This is a genomic window from Nocardia sp. NPDC004168 (assembly GCF_040610355.1).
Lineage (GTDB): Bacteria > Actinomycetota > Actinomycetes > Mycobacteriales > Mycobacteriaceae > Nocardia > Nocardia sichangensis.
The window spans coordinates 163,073-179,844 of record NZ_JBEXME010000010.1 but is presented as its reverse complement, the minus strand read 5'-3'; the positions used below and the strand labels follow the sequence as shown (position 1 = coordinate 179,844).

At 68.2% G+C, this 16,772-nt stretch carries 12 protein-coding genes; 10 read left to right on the top strand and 2 right to left on the bottom strand.

What is annotated here, in order from left to right:
- The first annotated feature begins 97 nt into the window (after positions 1–97).
- From ABZW96_RS20075 to ABZW96_RS20035, 9 genes are all read left to right on the top strand, one after another.
- A complete protein-coding gene (locus ABZW96_RS20075; RefSeq protein ID WP_355076607.1) occupies positions 98–1,777 on the top strand; it encodes a S8 family serine peptidase in 1,680 nt (559 codons plus the stop codon).
- 4 nt (positions 1,778–1,781) lie between these two features.
- A complete protein-coding gene (locus ABZW96_RS20070) occupies positions 1,782–2,189 on the top strand; it encodes a hypothetical protein (protein ID WP_355076605.1) in 408 nt (135 codons plus the stop codon).
- A gap of 89 nt (positions 2,190–2,278) precedes the next feature.
- Positions 2,279–2,629, top strand: coding sequence for a hypothetical protein (locus ABZW96_RS20065; RefSeq protein WP_355076603.1), 351 nt, complete (start codon positions 2,279–2,281; stop codon positions 2,627–2,629).
- Between the two features lie 521 nt (positions 2,630–3,150).
- Entirely contained in the window at positions 3,151–4,794 is a 1,644-nt protein-coding gene (locus tag ABZW96_RS20060) for a fatty acyl-AMP ligase (RefSeq protein ID WP_355076601.1), read from the top strand.
- A gap of 30 nt (positions 4,795–4,824) precedes the next feature.
- The gene (locus ABZW96_RS20055; protein ID WP_355076599.1) at positions 4,825–5,091 is read left to right on the top strand and encodes an acyl carrier protein; all 267 of its coding nucleotides are present in this window, start codon (positions 4,825–4,827) and stop codon (positions 5,089–5,091) included.
- A complete protein-coding gene (locus ABZW96_RS20050; protein WP_355076597.1) occupies positions 5,088–9,374 on the top strand; it encodes an aminotransferase class I/II-fold pyridoxal phosphate-dependent enzyme in 4,287 nt (1,428 codons plus the stop codon). The genes ABZW96_RS20055 and ABZW96_RS20050 overlap by 4 nt, the downstream gene beginning before the upstream one ends.
- Positions 9,375–9,804: 430 nt before the next feature.
- Positions 9,805–11,412 carry a carboxylesterase family protein gene (locus tag ABZW96_RS20045; RefSeq protein WP_355076595.1) on the top strand — a complete coding sequence of 536 codons (1,608 nt, stop codon included), beginning with the start codon at positions 9,805–9,807 and terminating at the stop codon, positions 11,410–11,412.
- A gap of 231 nt (positions 11,413–11,643) precedes the next feature.
- A complete protein-coding gene (locus tag ABZW96_RS20040; protein WP_355076594.1) occupies positions 11,644–11,895 on the top strand; it encodes a S1 RNA-binding domain-containing protein in 252 nt (83 codons plus the stop codon).
- A 210-nt stretch (positions 11,896–12,105) separates the two neighbouring features.
- Positions 12,106–12,792 carry a PAS and ANTAR domain-containing protein gene (locus ABZW96_RS20035; RefSeq protein ID WP_355076592.1) on the top strand — a complete coding sequence of 229 codons (687 nt, stop codon included), beginning with the start codon at positions 12,106–12,108 and terminating at the stop codon, positions 12,790–12,792.
- Positions 12,793–12,801: 9 nt separating this feature from the next.
- On the opposite strand, the gene ABZW96_RS20030 is transcribed toward ABZW96_RS20035, so the two are convergent.
- Complete coding sequence (locus ABZW96_RS20030) at positions 12,802–13,878, bottom strand: hypothetical protein (RefSeq protein ID WP_355076591.1); 1,077 nt, start codon at positions 13,876–13,878, stop codon at positions 12,802–12,804.
- A gap of 747 nt (positions 13,879–14,625) precedes the next feature.
- Here ABZW96_RS20030 and ABZW96_RS20025 point away from each other — a divergent pair.
- The gene (locus ABZW96_RS20025) at positions 14,626–14,784 is read left to right on the top strand and encodes a hypothetical protein (RefSeq protein WP_355076589.1); all 159 of its coding nucleotides are present in this window, start codon (positions 14,626–14,628) and stop codon (positions 14,782–14,784) included.
- 466 nt (positions 14,785–15,250) lie between these two features.
- Here ABZW96_RS20025 and ABZW96_RS20020 read toward each other — a convergent pair whose 3' ends face one another.
- Complete coding sequence (locus ABZW96_RS20020; protein ID WP_355076587.1) at positions 15,251–16,726, bottom strand: MFS transporter; 1,476 nt, start codon at positions 16,724–16,726, stop codon at positions 15,251–15,253.
- Between the last annotated feature and the right edge of the window lie 46 nt (positions 16,727–16,772).

Sequence of the window (16,772 nt, the reverse complement as noted above, 5' to 3'; positions counted from 1 at the left end):
AGCCGCCGACACGAGAGTGTCGCTCTACTCCGTGTTTCCGCGGTGGCCGCAGTTTTGGTTCATAGTTGGTGCTTCGGTCCCCACGGCGAAGGAGATCATGGTGCCCACGGCGAATTTCGGTACGAAGGACGATCCTGGTTTCGAGCTGGCGCAGAGTCCCGATCTGATCGTGGTGCGCACGCACAGCGGTCGCGGGATCCGGCGGCAATCAGGGTCGGTGCGGACCCCGCTCGGCGCCGAACTCGACGACGCGACACTGGTGCAGGCCTACCCGGAGGCGGGGGTGGAGGTCTACCGGCTGCCCGCGGGATCGAGATCGGTGGAGCAGCGCAAGCCGGTGCTCGACGCCGCGCCGGAGGTGCGGTTCGCCGGGCACGTCCTGGTGGATCCTGGCACCGGGGAACCGGTGCTCTATACGGAGAACATCTTCGTGAAGTTCGTCGACCGCGTCGATCGGGAGCATTGTCTCGCTGTGCTCGAAGCTGCGAATCTTACTGTGAAGCAAGAGGTTTCGTACGCGAACAATGCGTACTTCACGGCGGCAACGGAGGGCACCGGCCAACAGGTGTTCGACATCGCCGCCGCGCTGCTGAATCGCGACGACGTCGAGTACTGCCATCCCGAGCTGATCCGCAGCCGCGCCAAGAAGACCATCTTTCCCCAGCAGTGGCATCTGAAGAAGACCACCATCGGCGGTGTCACGATCGACGCGCATGCCGGAGTGGAAGCCGCCCACGCGATCACCCGAGGGGCCGGGGTGACGATCGCGATCATCGATGACGGCATCGACATCGACCATCCCGAATTCGCCGGTGCCGCCAAGATCATCGCGCCACGGGACGTCACGGCGAAGACCGGCGATCCGCGCCCGAAGGACAGTTTCGGAACCGGCCCCGACAACGGTGACAATCACGGCACCGCGTGCGCGGGCGTGGCCTGCGCCAACGGCACGGCCGGGGCATCCGGAGTAGCGCCGGAAGCCCGGCTGATGCCGATCCGGCTCGCCTCCGGGCTCGGTTCGCAAGCCGAGGCGGACGCCTTTCAGTGGGCCGCCGACCACGGCGCGGACGTCATCTCGTGCAGCTGGGGCCCGGCCGACGGCGCATGGTTCCAGCCGGGCGATCCGGCACACAACCGGGTCGTGGCGCTGCCCGCGAGCACCAGGCTGGCAATCGAGCACGCCGTCACCAGCGGACGCGGCGGCAAGGGCTGTGTGGTGCTGTTCGCGGCGGGCAACGGCAACGAGTCCGTCGACAACGACGGCTATGCCGGTTTCGCGAAGGTCATCGCCGTCGCGGCCTGCAACGACACCGGTAAGCGCAGCGTGTACAGCGATTTCGGCAAAGCGGTGTGGTGTGCGTTCCCCAGCAGCGACATCGGGCACCGCCCGTTCGGGCATCCCGCCCCGCTCACGCCCGGAATCTGGACGGTGGACCGGCACGGTGCCGACGGCTACAACCCCGGCACGACGGCGTCGGGCGACGCGGCGGGCGACTACACCAACGACTTCGGTGGTACGTCCAGCGCTTGCCCGGGAGCAGCCGGGACAGTCGCCCTGATGCTGTCGGTGAATCCCGGGCTGTCCTGGGTCGAGGTGAAGAACCTGCTGAAAGGCGCCTGCGACAAGATCGATCCGCAGGGTGGCGGCTACGGGTCCGACGGCCACAGCGACAAGTACGGGTACGGCAGGATCAACGCCCTCGCCGCGGTGCGAGCGGCGCGGCCGGAGGGAGCCGAATCCGCCGCCGATGCGGTGCTCACCGTGGGAGGAGACTGAGGGGGTGACGGCGGAGGGCGTTCGGTTGATCGTGGTGGACGCCGCGAATGTCATCGGTTCACGACCCGACGGATGGTGGCGCGACCGCCCGGGTGCCGCTCGGCGACTGCTCGAGCGGATTGCCGGACTGCCGGAACGTCTGGCGGAACGCACCGAGGTGATCGTGGTGCTCGAGGGAGCGGCGAAGACCGCGGTCGATGCGGCGGACCCGGAGGTCGGCGGCGTGCGGGTGGTGCGGGCGGACGGTTCGGGCGACGACGCCATCGTCGGTGTGGTGGCCGCGGCTCGTGCGCAGGACGGCCGCCGTCCGATCACCGTGGTGACGGCGGACCGGGGACTGCGTGATCGCGTGGCGGTTCACAGCGCGGATGCGGTCGGTCCACGCTGGTTGCTCGACCGCGTCGGCTCCTGACGCGGTCAGCGCCGGGCGGTAGGTCTCGCATTGATGACGCCCGGCGTTTCACCCATCTGTCCAGTCCGTTTTGCGGCAGTCTGAGCGGTATGACCGCCTCCGACGTCGTGGGGATGCCGTTGCTCTACCTGGTCGAGATCTCCGAGCCAGGTTACTTCAATCGGCCGTGGTGGAAGATCGCCAGCACCGGCGCGCCCGGTCAGGTTCGCGCGGCGCTCGCCGAACTGGCCGTGCGGGTCGAGCGGGACGTCCAGCGCGCCGGCGGCGCGGGTCGGTGCTGGTACCGCTACGACGTGCGGTGGTCCGACGGCGCGATGCTCGAGTGTTTCCAGGGCGCGATCCGATCGATACTGATACCGGGGGAGTTGCGCTGCCTGGCCGTCGCCCTGACCTCTGCGACGACCGTCGATTTGCGCTCCGCCGAGCGTCCGCCCTGCTGAGTTGGCACTGGTGACAGACGCGTAGAGCCCCGAAGGCTTCGGGGCTCTACCCGTATCCGCGACTCAGTCCAGCAGAGCCGGTTGTTTGGCGTCCTGCTGTGCGGCACTCGCGTGTCCCGCCTCCGTGCGAGCCTCGGCGCAGCAGATCGCGGCCATCATCCGTCGCCCGGATCAGGCGGGCCCGCCCATGAGCCGTATCGGACGAGACTGCCATGGCCGCTCCAGACGAGATAAGTTGCTTGCGCTATGCAACCATAAAGTGATTGCTTGCGCTAAGCAACTAGTGTTGCGGCGGTCCTCGGCCGGTCACGGATATGTGCGGTCAGCAGATCGGCAGCTATCTACACGGCGGCGCGGGAATACCACCACCCCAGGGGTGTCACGATGCCACCCTGTGGGTTTGCCGGGCGCTCCCTGCGGTCCCTGGTTCTGCGGTTATGGCCAGCGCACAGTAGTAGCCGAACTCCCAATGCCGATCGCTACGAAGGAACCACGAGATGCAGCCGACTTTCGTTCACCACATGAGGCAACAGGTTGCCGAATATGGGGATGCCAGGTCATACACCTATCTTCGTGAGGCCGGGCTCGAGCTCAGCGAGGAGATCCGCACCTACCGTGAACTCGACCGTGACGCCAGAGCGTTCGCGGCTTGGCTCGCGGGCCGTCCGGAGTCGGTCGAGCCGGTCGTGCTGCTCCATCTCGACGGTATGGCCTTCTTACGGGCGTTTCTCGGGTGCCTGTACGCCGGGGTCGTGGCAGTTCCCGCGCCCGTGCCGCACGATGCGAACAGCACGCGACGGCTGGCAAGTGTGATCGCGGATTCCGGCGCCCGATTGGTACTCACGACCGCGCACTTCCAGCCGCTGGTCGAAGCGGCTGCGCCCGTGACCGTAATCGCGGCCGACGGTCCGCTCGGTGAGCCCGACGCGTGGCGGATGCCCGCCATCGACGCCGCCACGATCGCCTTCCTGCAATATACGTCCGGCTCAACCGGCACACCCAAAGGCGTTGTCGTGACCCACGGCAATCTCATGCACAACGAGGCCGCCATCGCAGCGGGCGGGATGAACGATGCCGGCACCGGCGTCGGTTGGCTTCCGCACTTTCACGACATGGGTCTGATCGGGCTGCTGCTGGGGGCGGTATACGCCGGCGCGAACCTGGTGTTCATGGCGCCGACGACGTTCCTCAAGCGCCCGGTGCGCTGGCTGCGTGCCATCGACAAGTATCGCGGGACCTTCACCGCCGCACCCGATTTCGCCTACGACCTGATCGCGCGCCGGGTAACCGACGAGCAGTTGGCCGATCTCGATCTCAGCACGCTCGAGATCGCGCTCAGCGGCGCCGAACCGATCCGTGAGCGGACCATGACGGCGGTGCTCGAACGGTTCGCGCCCGTCGGTTGGCGGCCGACGACATTCCGGCCGGCCTACGGCCTGGCCGAGGTGACGCTGCTCGCCAGCGGCCGAACCGCCCCTTCGGCGCCGGTCTTCCTCGACATCGGCCACGAAACTCGGCTCGTCGGCTGCGGACACGCGGCCCGTGGTCTCGATATCCGGATCGTCGACCCGCACCGGCGGCAACAGCTGCCGGAGAACACCGTCGGCGAAATCTGGATTCGCGGCGGCAGTGTCGCCGTCGGTTACTGGAACCGCCCAGAGGAGACCCGCGAAACCTTCGAGGCTTACCTCGGCACCGAGGGGCCGTTTCTGCGCACCGGTGATCTCGGTCTGCTGAGTGACAACGAGTTGTTCGTCGCGGGCCGCCTGAAGGATCTGTTGATCGTCAACGGACGCAACGTCTATCCCCAGGACATCGAGGGGATGATCGGCGAGTTGCATCCGGCGTTCGCGGACAGTGCAGGCGTCGCCATATCCGTCGATGCGAGCGGCCGGGAGAGGCTTGTCGTGCTCCAGGGTGTCAAGACGGCGCTGCAAGGCGACACCACCCTCGCCGAGCTCACCTCGACGATCAAGTCGGCGATCGCTCGCAGGTTCGACGTGCCCGCGCCGAATGTCGTTCTCGTCGCGCCCAGGTCGGTGCACCGCACTACCAGTGGGAAGGTCCGGCGCAGCTCGATGCGGAAGGCGTTTCTCCAGGGCCGCGTCGCGAATGTGCTGCACGAGGATCTCGAACCGGCGCTGAGCCGATCCATGACCGTCTGATCGATCGAAACCCGCCGAGGAGCCTGAAACATGTTCAGCGCCATCACTGTTCGCCCGAAGACGATCGAGGATTGGCTCGTGGAGCGCGTCGCGGATTACACCGAGCGCGCACCGCACGAGGTGGATCCGTCCGTCCCGCTCGCCGAGCTCGGCCTGGACTCCGTCTCGGCGGTGAACCTGTGCGGTGAGATCGAGGACCGATGGTCGCGCGAGGTCGACCCGATCCTGGTCTTCGAGTACCCGACCATCGCCGGTATCGCCGCCTACCTCGCCGCCGAATTCACCCTCGCCGCATGACCGACATCGCCATCGTCGGCATCGACTGCCGATTCCCCCAAGCACCCGATCCGGCCGCGCTGTGGCGGCTGCTGATCGACGGACGTGACGCGATCTCCGAGGTCCCGGCGAGCCGCTGGAACGCCGCCGACTTCCACGACCCGGCCGGTGCGCCCGGCACCATCAACACTCGCGGCGGCGGCTTCCTCGACGACGCGGACGCGTTCGACGCCGAGTTCTTCGGCATCCCCCCGCGCGAAGCCGAGGCGATGGACCCGCAACAGCGATTGCTGCTGCAAGCCACCTGGCGGGCCTTCGAAGACGCCACACTCGACCCGCGCGGCCAGGCCGGTTCGCGGACCGGGGTGTTCGTCGGCGTGATGGCCAACGAATGGGCCAACCTGCAGATGAGCGACTACGCCGCGATCACGCCGCAGCACGGCTCCGGCAACGGCTACTTCATGACCGCCAACCGGCTGTCCTACCAGTTCGACCTGAGAGGAACGAGTGTCGCGGTCGACACGGCCTGCTCGTCGTCGCTGGTCGCGATCCACCTCGCCTGCGGCGCGCTGGCTTCCGGCGAGTGCGACCAGGCCGTCGCCGGTGGCGTCAACCTCGTGCTCACCCCCGCCGTCGGCGTCTTCTACACCCAGGCCGGTCTCTCCGCTCCTGATGCTCGGTGCAAGCCCTTCAGCGGCAGCGCCGACGGGATCGTGCGCGGCGAGGGCGTCGCGGTGCTCGTGCTCCGACGGCTCGCCGACGCGCAGGCGGCCGGCCTGCCGATCTACGCGGTGATCAAGGGCAGCGCGGTCAATTCCGACGGGCGGAGCAACGGCATCACGGCGCCGAACCGGTGGGCGCAGCAGCAGGTGATCGGGGAGGCGTGCGAGCGTGCCGGGGTACGGCCCGAGCAGGTGGATTTCCTCGAGGCGCACGGCACCGGAACGGTGCTCGGCGACATGATCGAGGTCAAGGCGCTGGGGCAACTGCACGGGCGCAACCGGTCGCGGCCGTGCGGAATCGGTTCGATCAAGGGCAATCTCGGTCACACCGAGGGCGCGGCGGGCGTCGCGGGCCTGATCAAGGTGGCCCTCAGCCTGCGGCACGGTGTCGTTCCGCCGTCGCGGTTCGCAGATCAGGAGAATCCGCGGCTGCGGATGAGTCAGCAGGGTCTGCGTCTGCTCACCGACGCGATGCCGCTGGACGGTCCCGGCTACGGCGGAGTCAGCAGTTTCGGCCTCGGCGGCACGAACGCCCATGTCGTGCTGGGCAGCCCGCCCCTCACCGGAACGTCAGGGACGCCCGGTGGCGGAGTGCTCACCCTGTCGGCGACCGACGCGGAAGGCTTGCGGCGCAATGCCTATCGCCTTGCCGATGCCTTGGCGGCCATGCCACAGGACCAGTTCGCGCAAGTCTGCTGGACCAGCAACCGAATCAAGTCCTCCGGTCGCGCCAGGCTCGCTGTCGCCGCGGCCGATCGCGACGCCGCGATCGCCCGGCTGCGCGACGGTGCGGAGACCGGGGTGGTGCGGCCGGTCGGCGTCGGCTGGATGTGCACCGGCCAAGGTTCGCAATTCGCGGGCATGGCACGTGTGTTGGACGCGGCCGTCCCGCTGTTCCGGCACGCGCTGGAGCAGGTCGACCAGGTCATGGCGGCCCATCTCGGCCGGTCGGTGCGCGAGCTGATGCTCGACGAGCACACCGAGATCGACCGCACCGAACTGGCGCAACCGGCGATCTTCGCGATGGAGTACGCCTTGGCCGAGTCGCTCGCCCGCACCGGCGTCCGTCCGGCCTGGGTGATCGGACACAGCATCGGCGAGTTCGCGGCGGCGGCAGTGGCGGGCGTGTTCGACCTGGACGACGCCTGCCGTCTCGTCGTCGCACGAGGCGAGCTGATGCGGCAGCTCCCGGAGGGCGGCGCGATGCTCGCCGTGCGAGCGGACCCGGCGGAAGTCGCCGGAATGCTCTCCGGCCGAACGGACGTCGCGATCGCAGCCGTCAACGGTCCGGGGGAGATCGTGTTGTCCGGCGCCGCCCCGGCGATCGTCCGCATGCGGGAGGCGCTCGCGGCGCGTGGGGTCGGAACCAGGCCGCTCACCGTATCGCACGCCTTCCATAGCCCGCTGATGGAACCCATGGTGGAGCGGTTCGAGGCGGTCGCCCGCGAATGCGCCTATCGGACACCGGTTCTGCCGCTCTATTCGACAGTGCGCGGTCGCCTGCTCGACGCGAACGAGACGATGGACGCCACTTACTGGACCGAACACGTTCGCGCCACAGTGCGCTTCGGCGAGGCGGTCGAGGCCGCGCTCGGCACCGATCCGAGCCATGTGATCGAGATCGGGCCGCGCCGCGTCCTCGCCGCGCTGGTGGGCCGGATCCGTCCGGATCTGGCGCCGCGCTGCCTGACGCCGAGCCCCGGCCCCGGCGCGACCGGCGGCGAATTCGCAGACGTCGTCGCCGCGCTGTACCGCGACGGACTCGACCCCGACTGGGACCGGCTCTACGAACCCGCGCAGCGCGTGCGCCGGAGGCTGCCCGGCTACGAGTTCGCCACCGACCAGCGATTCTGGGTCGACCCATCCACCACGCCTTCCCGATCCACGCAAGCCGAGGAAACCTCCATGGACCAGTTGATCGCACTCTTCCGGGAACAGAACGCCGTCCTGGCGAGTCTCGTCGGCGCGCCCGGAGAGCAGCGGGCGGGCGCCGCGTCCCTGACGGAGCCGACGGTGCGGCAGCAGATGCCGGTGCCGACGACCACCGCGAAGCCGCCGCCCGCACCGGAAGCGGTCGCGGCCGTCGTTCGCGCGGAATGCGCGAGGGTCAGCGGATTCCCGGCCGATCGGCTCCGCGATGCCCAAACCCTCGGCGCCGACCTGGGATTCGACTCCCTCATGGTGACCGACCTGATCGCCGCGCTGGTTCGCAAACTACCCGCGGCGACCATCGACCCGGCTCGGTTCACGCCAACGACGACGCTCGGTGGCGTCGTCACCCATGTCACGACCTCGGCGGGTGCGACCATTCCGCCGCAGAGCGCGCAAGCCATGGCCGCTGAGTCGACCGAACCCCGGCACACGGTCGTCGAGCCGGAGTACCGGATCTCGGAATTCGGGGAGGTCAAGGCGATCGCCGACCGGTTCTCCGGCGTCGAAGCGCTCGGTCTGTCCAACCCCTACTTCCTGATCAACGACGGCATCACGCGGGACACCTCCGTCGTAGACGGCACGTCGGTGCTCAACTTCTCCAGCTACAACTATCTGGGGTTGTCCGGTCATCCGGCGGTCGTCGCCGCCGTGCAGGAAGCCGTGGCGCGCTACGGCAGTTCGTGCTCGGCCAGCCGGATCCTCTCCGGCGAGAAACCGGTGCACCGCGAACTCGAGGCCGAAATCGCGGGCCTGCTCGGCACCGAGGACGCTATCGCGTTGGTCGGCGGCCACTCCACGAACGTCACGATTATCGGGCACCTGGTCGGCCCGGAGGACCTGGTGATCCACGACAGCCTCGCGCACGACAGCATCGTGCAGGGCTGCAAGCTGTCGGGCGCGACCCGCCGCCCGTTCCCGCACAACGACCACGCCGCCCTCGACGAACTGCTGACCGAGATCCGCGGCCGGTACCGGCGGGTGCTGATCTTGATCGAAGGCGTCTACAGCCAGGACGGCGACATTCCGGACCTGCCCGCGATCATCGCGGTCAAGAAGAAGCACAAGGCGCTGTTGATGATCGATGAGGCGCACAGCATCGGTGTGCTCGGCGCGGGCGGTGGGGGCATCGGCGAACACTTCGGCGTCGCCCGCGACGATGTCGAATTGTGGTCGGGAACGATGTCGAAGGCGCTCGCCGGATGCGGCGGGTACGTCGCGGGCAGCGCGGAGCTGATCCGATTCCTGAAATACACGACTCCGGGGTTCGTCTACAGCGTCGGCATGACGCCGATGAACGCCGCCGCCTCGGCCGCGGCGATCCGGCAGATGCGGTCCGACGGCGAACCGCTGGAACGCCTACGCCACAATTCCCGGCTGTTCCTGGGACTGGCCCGGGAGGCGGGCATCGACACCGGCGACAGCCATGACACACCGATCGTCCCATGCATCGTCGGCGACTCGCTGAAGACGCTGAAACTGTCGAACGCGCTGCTGCGCCGCGGCGTCAACGTCAACCCGATCCTGTACCCGGCGGTGCCGGAGAATCTGGCGCGCCTGCGGTTCTTCGTCACCGCCTGCCATACCGAAGACCAGATCCGCGACACGCTCGAGATTCTTGCCGAGGAACTCGCGTTGCTCGCCGACAGCTGACGCGCGACTCGGCTGTCGCCGGTCGGACGCGTACCGACGGTGGCCACCGGTCCGCGGCGACCGGAACGGCTGCGTCTGTACCGCGACGCGCACCGGACCGCTGTAGCATCAGCCGGGTGCCATTGCCGCAGCTCAATCGGTAACGGCGACTTTCCGCGGGTTGGATGGACGATGAGGGCCGGGCACGGCGTCCGCTGTCGGGTGTTGTTCGAACGCCGTCGACGCAGTCGGCCAGGAGGGTTCACGGGCGCCGTACACGTGTGACTGCCAGGTGAAGGGTTCGAGCGGCGATTCGGTTCCCGCCGCGTGCGTCCGGTCGACTCCTGATCCGAGGGTGCACGCCGAGCCGATCGATGCCGGCTACCGCGGTGGACGAGGCCGCCTGCCTCGCCGCCGACCGTAGCGCTCGCATCGGAGGTAGGGCACAGCCATGATTCGCTCGATCGTGCGAACCGCGACCGCTCTGACGGTCGCCGCCGGTACGTGGTTCGCGGGTGCTCCGGCGCCCGTGGTCGCGTCGCCGCCGCTGGATGTGGTGGTGACCGGCGGCGCGATCTCCGGCCGCGCCGTCGACGGGATCACCGAATACTTCGGCATCCCGTTCGCCGCGCCCACCGGGGGCGAAGCGCGGTTCGCGCCGCCGCGCCCCGTGTCGCCGTGGCCCGGCGTGCGCCCTGCGCGCGACCACGGGCCGCAGTGTCCGCAGACGGGATACCTGCCCGGCATACCGTCGCTCGCGCCTACCGGCGAAGATTGCCTGACCATCGATGTCTACGCGCCGGACGGCGACCGCGACCGCGCGCGGCCGATCATGGTGTTCTTCCACGGTGGCGGCTATCTCGACGGCTCCAACACCGAATACGACGGTCCCACCCGGATGGCCGCGGATGGCGACGTCGTCGTGGCCATCCCCAACTACCGCCTCGGACCGTTCGGCTTCCTGGCACTGCCCGAGCTCGCGGCCGAATCCGGCGGCGCCACCGGTACGGTCGCCATCCAGGATCAGCAAGCCGCGTTGCGCTGGTTGCGCGACAACGCCCACGTCTTCGGCGGCGATCCGGACAACATCACGATCTTCGGGGAGTCGGCCGGCGCCGTCAGTGTCTGCACCCACTTCGCCGCACCCGGCTCCGACGCCCTGTTCGCCAAGGCGATAATCCAGAGCGGTCCCTGTGCCCAAGCGCCCCTGGCACCGAGCGATCGTGCCGACGCTTTCGCGCGCTCGCAGCGCTATGCGGACAGCGTCGGATGCGGCGACGACGCGACCCGGCTGGCCTGCCTGCGCGCACTGCCCGTATCGAGACTCCTGGACTCGCCGATCGCCCGATCCGAGGGGGAGAATCCCATTTGGTTTCCCGCCATCGACGGCGTCGTCATCACTCGGACACTCGACGAGGGCCTGGTGGGGGATCCGAGGAAAGCGCCGATCCTCATCGGGACCACCACCGCGGAAGGTGCGTTGATCGTCGCCGAAACCGACTATGCCCGCGGCCACATCCCGGACGCGGCGAGCTACGAGCGTTTCGTGCGCCGGTCCTTCGGCGCCGACGCGGACCGCGTCCTGGCCCGATATCCGCTGGACCGATTCCCGTCACCGGCAGCAGCCCAGGTCGCGGTGATCACCGACAGCGAGCTCGCCTGTCCCACCATGTCCACCAGCCGAACGGCGCGCGATGCCGGACATCCACTGTGGCAGTACGAATTCGATCAGGCGCCGCTCGGTGCGGCCAATCCGGTTCTGCCCGGCGCCTTTCACTCCGCCGAGCTCTACTATCTGTTGACCAGATTCATGGGCGTGCCGATTCCTTGGACCGGCGCGTCCGCCGCTTTCGCCGCGCAGATGCAGCGATGGTGGACCACCTTCGCCCACACCGGTGACCCGAACGCGCCGGGTTCCCCCGAATGGCAGCCCTGGCCGGCGTCGACGGGAAACGGCCCCGATGGATCCGCTCTGCTCATGCGGGCGACCGGCAGCGTGATGACGGACGATTTCGCCGCCAGGCACGACTGCGCGTTCTGGGCGGAAATCGACCGCTGATCTATTCGCCCAAAGTCCGTGATGGACTGTGCTTTTCGTTGTTCTCCGGCTCTTGATCTTGCCGTGCCGCGTCGCGCTGGGTTATGGTCGTCGCCATGACTGCCGGGTCGGCGACACGCCGCACACAGAACGGTTACCCGGCCGCGCTGTGATCATCAGGCGGGCCAGGGGCCCGCCGCCTTCTTCGCGAATCCCATGTCACTACAGGGACGCCGGAAGGAGGTGAAACACATGTCCCATTCGGAATCACCGCAGCGCGGATGGCCGGACTTCGTCGCCGCACACGCTCGGGGCGGAGTGCTGGAGGCCACTGTCGTGCAGATCGCGCCGTTCGGCGCGTTCCTGGAGGTCGCTCCAGGAATTCACGGATTGCTGCACCGCACCGAGTGGTCCACCGAACCGCAGGTCGGTGCCACTCTGACGGTGCGCATCCTCGATATCGATACCGAGAGGCAGCGGGTCGCTCTGGCGCACGCTGAATAAGGCTCGGCACGGGCGTGCCGGGGCAGACTCCACCTGCCCCGGCACGACCCCAAGACTATCCCGGCCATGGTGACGGGCTCGCGGCGAATCGTCCGGCCGGCCCTGCCGCCGGGAATAAGATGATGTTGTCACCGCGTGCGGTGTGCGGTCGAAGTCCGCTTCGATCGCCGGGATCAGGTGAGACGCTGCAGGTAGGAGCATACTTACGCGATGAACGAATCGGGCGACTCAACCGTGGACACGGCCGAAGGCACCGTAGCCAGGGTAGTCGGTGCGGGGATCCCGCAAGCCACGGGAAGCTTCCGGTTCTGGTTCGCCGACCAGCACTGGGAGTGGTCGGACGAGGTCGCCGCGATGCACGGCTACGGACCCGACGCGGTGACGCCGACGACCGAGTTGCTGCTCGCGCACAAGCACCCCGAGGACCGGGATCACGTCGCGGAGGCGATCGAGAAGTCGGTGCGCAACGCCGAGCCGTTCTGCAGCCGTCATCGCATCATCGACACCGCGGGTGTGCCGCACCATGTGCTCGTACTGGGCGACACCATGACCGACAAGAACGGCACCGTGGTCGGCACCGCGGGCTACTACGTCGACCTGACGGCCACCATCGCCGAGGACCGCCAGGATCTGCTCGACGACACGCTGCCGCGACTCGTCGAAGCGCGCGCGCTGATCGAGCAGGCCAAAGGCGTGCTGATGCGGGTCTACCGGATCAACGCCGACCAGGCATTTCACGTCTTGCAGTGGCGCTCGCAGGAGACCAACGTCAAGCTGCGCGACCTCGCCGCCCAGCTCATCGCCGAAATCGACCGGCTGCCCCCGGCGCCGCCCGGGGTGCAGACCGCCTTCGACCACATGCTGCTCACCTTGCACGAGCGCATCCCGAAGTCGTAGGGAGCGGTCCTAGTGGTCGCGCAGCACGGCGCCGACCCCGTCGTGCAGGGCTGCCACGGCGTCGACCAGGACGATCTCGGCCCCGATCGCCAGAGCGGCCACCGGCAGCGCCTCGTCGGCGCGGCGCATCTCACCGGCCGAGCCGTTCGTGGCCGGGCCGATCAGGGGGTTCGGGGCCGACGCGGCCAGCACCAATCGGTCACCCAGCACCCCGCGATCGAGCAGTAGCCGCTCCACGGTGGCGGCGCGCAGCACGCTGGTGGTCGCGGCCAGTCCGGCCACCGCCAAGCCGTCCGGGCGCTCGATCTCGGCGGCGAAGCGCTCGAGGACCCGGCGGCGCCGCTGCGCCGCCACCCGGTGCAGAATCTCGCGGACCTCGGCGTCGAGCGCCTCGGGGTCCGAACCCGGTGTCAGCGTGCCGGTTTCGGCGTCGATGACATCCCTGCCCTTCGCATCGAACACCGCCCGAAGTTCCGCACGTGCCAAGGCTTCCCCGGCGAGCACGACGACCTCCGCGCGCACGGTATCGGCGAGCCGGTCCAGCTCGCCCGCGAACTCGCGGACGTCGCGTCGCGCCGTGTCCTCGATTCGCTGCCGGATCGTGTGGTGCGACCAGTCGTCGCGCCGAGGCTCGAGCGCCGGATGGCCGGCGCTGCGGAGGGTGTGCCTCGTTTCGCTGCCGTGGCCGTCGAGTCCGTACAACTCCGAGCCCACTCGGCCCACGAGGGCGACGACATGCGGTACTTTCTCCGCCTGCGCCTCGATCAGCGGCAGCAGGTAGGGCAGGGGCGACACGCGGACGGTCTCGATGTCGGGCGGGCTCGGTAGACGTTCGTCGGCGAGCACCTCGGTCTCGTCGGCGATGAGCAGCCTGCCGCATCGCCCCCGCGCAGGCGGGTGCAGTTCGATCGCCTGGGCGAGCAGCCTGCGGATGCGCGGCCGGGCTCCGCTGCGGTCCAGTTCGGCGTCGATCGAACGCCAGTGCAGCTCGGTGTCGCGCGCCGCGTCCTCGGTGTCGTGGGAACTGTCGAAGCAGACCGATGCGAAGGGCCCGTGCTTATGGATGATGCGGCGGAGGTCGGCCATCGGTATCACCTGGGCATCCCTGGCCGCGAAGGTCCGTGCCCGTGGTCGTCGGAAACCACCGGCGACCACTCGGTCCGTGCCGCTCGGCGCCAGGTGACTTCGTCGTGTGTGCCGACGGCTTCGGTTCGGTGCACCACAGTCGGCGGGTACCCGGGCGTGTCGAGCCGAATCAGCGAACGCAGTTGCTCGGGCGCGGCGCCTTCGTCTGGGAGCGCGCTGCCACACGAGTTGTAGCCGAGGAATTTACGAAGCTTCCGGCTTCGCGGTCGGGTGTGACGATGCGGGGAAAGCTCCGCGGCTCCGACCGGAGCAACCGCCGCCGCTACCGCGCCGCGTTCCGGAGTCGCGTACGCGCGGCCGAGGCCGATCACTGTCAGCGCGACTGACGTGGATGAAGGCGACGAGTTGGCCGCGTGTGTTTCACCACCCGGTGCTTTTTCGGTTTCGTGTAAGAAAACCGGTCGAACCCGCTATTTCCACTGTTCAGCGCCGAAAAATGTAAACAAGCGACCGCTTGGTGTCCAGATCGTAAACCGAAAAGAGCGGTTTGTTTCACGTCGGCTGTGGTAAATGTGGGGTGTATCGGATCGACAGCGCGGTCATCCGATAAAAGGGGCGAGGAACCCGCGCTGCTCGACGTTCAGCCGATTCGACGCGCTCTGTCGCGAAACTACCGGCGCGCACGGACACGAGGGCTCTCCGCAAGTATGTGTACGGCTACGTGCACCAGCGCAGAGGAACGTCATCGTGATCGAGAAACCCGAAGCGCCCGTCGCGGACGACGAAGAACGAGATCGGATCGTATGGCCCGACCCGAGCCCGCTGAGCAGTTGGTGGGCCGAAGTCATGGCGCATCGCCGGATCACCCGGCCACACGCCTCGGCCGCCGACCCGCGGCACAACTGACGAGCCGCGGGCTCGTCGGTTTCGCCGCGACGCGCAGAAGGCCGGCCGCCGCGGGCCGGCCCTCGGCGCGCAATTGCGGGCAGTGAGTTGTTCTACGACTTCCGCCCGAATGTGTGCAAGTGTTTTCCGCGACATAGCCGAAAGCGCCGCGCGCACAGGGCGATGAGGAATGTCGTTCGTGGCGTGAACAGTGGGCCGGGAGCGAGTTCACCGAAAACCCCGCGCGTTTACATGACATTCACATTTCGCGGAGTTCGAAATCGAGGACTCGCTCCGAGTTCGGCTCGACTTGCGAGGATGTAGCGACTCGTCCCATCCATGACCGCCCCGCGAATTCCGGGGCAGGTCCGACCTGCCTTCTGCATGGTCGTCACGCCGTTCCGCCGCCGCGCCGGTGGCGTTTGCGGCGAAGTGCCGTAATGGGTTTGCGGCGGGGCCATCGCGAGCGACGATCCACGGTGTCGTCCTATCCGCTCGGCGGCGGCTGGCCGGCCTCGACGCGCGCCCGCTCGGGCGTCGCGCTGAGCGGCTCGGCCAAATCCTCCAGCGACCGCCCTTCCGCACGCACCCCATACGCCAGTTCCACCAGACCGGCCGCGAACATGGCGAGCGCGCCGATGGTGAACGCCAGGGCCGTCTTCCCCGGCTCGCCGTTCGCGGTCAGCCCGGCGAACACCAACGGTCCCGCGACGCCGCCCGCGACGGTACCGATCGCGTAGAAGAAGGCGATGGCCATGGCGCGGGTCTCCATCGGGAAGATCTCGCTGACGGTCAGATACGCCGCGCTGGCGCCGCACGACGCGACGAACAGCACCGCGGTCCAGCAGGCGGTGAGCGTGGTCGCGTTCAGGTGGCCCGCCGCGAAAAGCCATGCCGTGCCAAGCAGCAGCACGGCCGAGCCGAGGTAGCTGCCCGCGATCATGGGCTTGCGCCCGATCGTGTCGAAGAACTTGCCCAGCAGCAACGGACCGAGGAAGTTGCCGAAGCAGAGGACCGCGAAGTAATAGCCGACCCGGTCGTCCGGAATGCCGAACGATCTGGACAGGATGAGCGCGTAGTTGAACGTGACGGCGTTGTAGAGGAACGCCTGACCGATGAACAGCGACAACCCGAGCACGCTGCGCCGCGGATAGTGCCGCACCATCACAGCCGCGATCTCCCGGAAGGAGATGCTGCGCCGCTGCCGAATCCGGATCCGGTGATCGGAGACGTCGGCGAGCGAGGCGCCCGTGTCGTCCCGGACGCGCGCCTCGATCGCGGTGACCGAGCGTTCCGCGTCGTCTTCGTGACCGTGGATGAACTGCCAGCGCGGACTTTCCGGCACATGTCTACGCACCAGCAGGATGATCAGGCCGAACACGGCGCCGAGCGCGAAGGTCAAGCGCCAGCCCACATTCGGCGGGAACAGATTCGTGTTCAATGCGACGATGGACAGCAACGCGCCGCCGACCGCGCCGAGCCAATAGGTGCCGTTGATGACGATGTCGATGCGTCCGCGGTACTGCTTGGGGATCAGCTCGTCGATCGCGGAGTTGATCGCCGCGTATTCGCCGCCGATGCCGAAGCCGGTGAGGAAGCGGAACAAGACGAACCACCACATCGAGAACGACAAGGCCGTCATGGCGGTCGCGAAGAGGTAGATCGCGAGCGTGATCAGGAACAGCTTCTTGCGGCCGAACCTGTCGGTCAGCCAACCGAAGAAGAGAGCGCCCGAGCCCGCGCCCGCGACGTACATCGCCGCCGCGACGCCGGAAACCTGTGCGGCCGTGATGGTCAGGCCGCTGCCCGGTTCCGAAAGCCGCGCGGCCACGCTGCCGACGACGGTCACTTCGAGCCCGTCGAGGATCCAGACGGACCCGAGCCCGATCACGATCATCCAATGCCACCGAGACCAGGGCAGGCGATCCAGCCTGGCTGGTATGTCGGTCGATATGGTTCGCACGGATCACCACCTTCGCAAGCCTGAGGGTCGGATACCCCGAGCCCGA

Coding starts and splice junctions, on each gene's coding strand:
- ABZW96_RS20065 (WP_355076603.1), top strand. CDS start 2,279: ATGACCGCCTCCGACGTCGTGGGGATGCCGTTGCTCTACCTGGTCGAG.
- ABZW96_RS20075 (WP_355076607.1), top strand. CDS start 98: ATGGTGCCCACGGCGAATTTCGGTACGAAGGACGATCCTGGTTTCGAG.
- ABZW96_RS20030 (WP_355076591.1), bottom strand. CDS start 13,878: ATGGCCGACCTCCGCCGCATCATCCATAAGCACGGGCCCTTCGCATCG.
- ABZW96_RS20060 (WP_355076601.1), top strand. CDS start 3,151: ATGAGGCAACAGGTTGCCGAATATGGGGATGCCAGGTCATACACCTAT.
- ABZW96_RS20035 (WP_355076592.1), top strand. CDS start 12,106: ATGAACGAATCGGGCGACTCAACCGTGGACACGGCCGAAGGCACCGTA.
- ABZW96_RS20045 (WP_355076595.1), top strand. CDS start 9,805: ATGATTCGCTCGATCGTGCGAACCGCGACCGCTCTGACGGTCGCCGCC.
- ABZW96_RS20055 (WP_355076599.1), top strand. CDS start 4,825: ATGTTCAGCGCCATCACTGTTCGCCCGAAGACGATCGAGGATTGGCTC.
- ABZW96_RS20040 (WP_355076594.1), top strand. CDS start 11,644: ATGTCCCATTCGGAATCACCGCAGCGCGGATGGCCGGACTTCGTCGCC.
- ABZW96_RS20050 (WP_355076597.1), top strand. CDS start 5,088: ATGACCGACATCGCCATCGTCGGCATCGACTGCCGATTCCCCCAAGCA.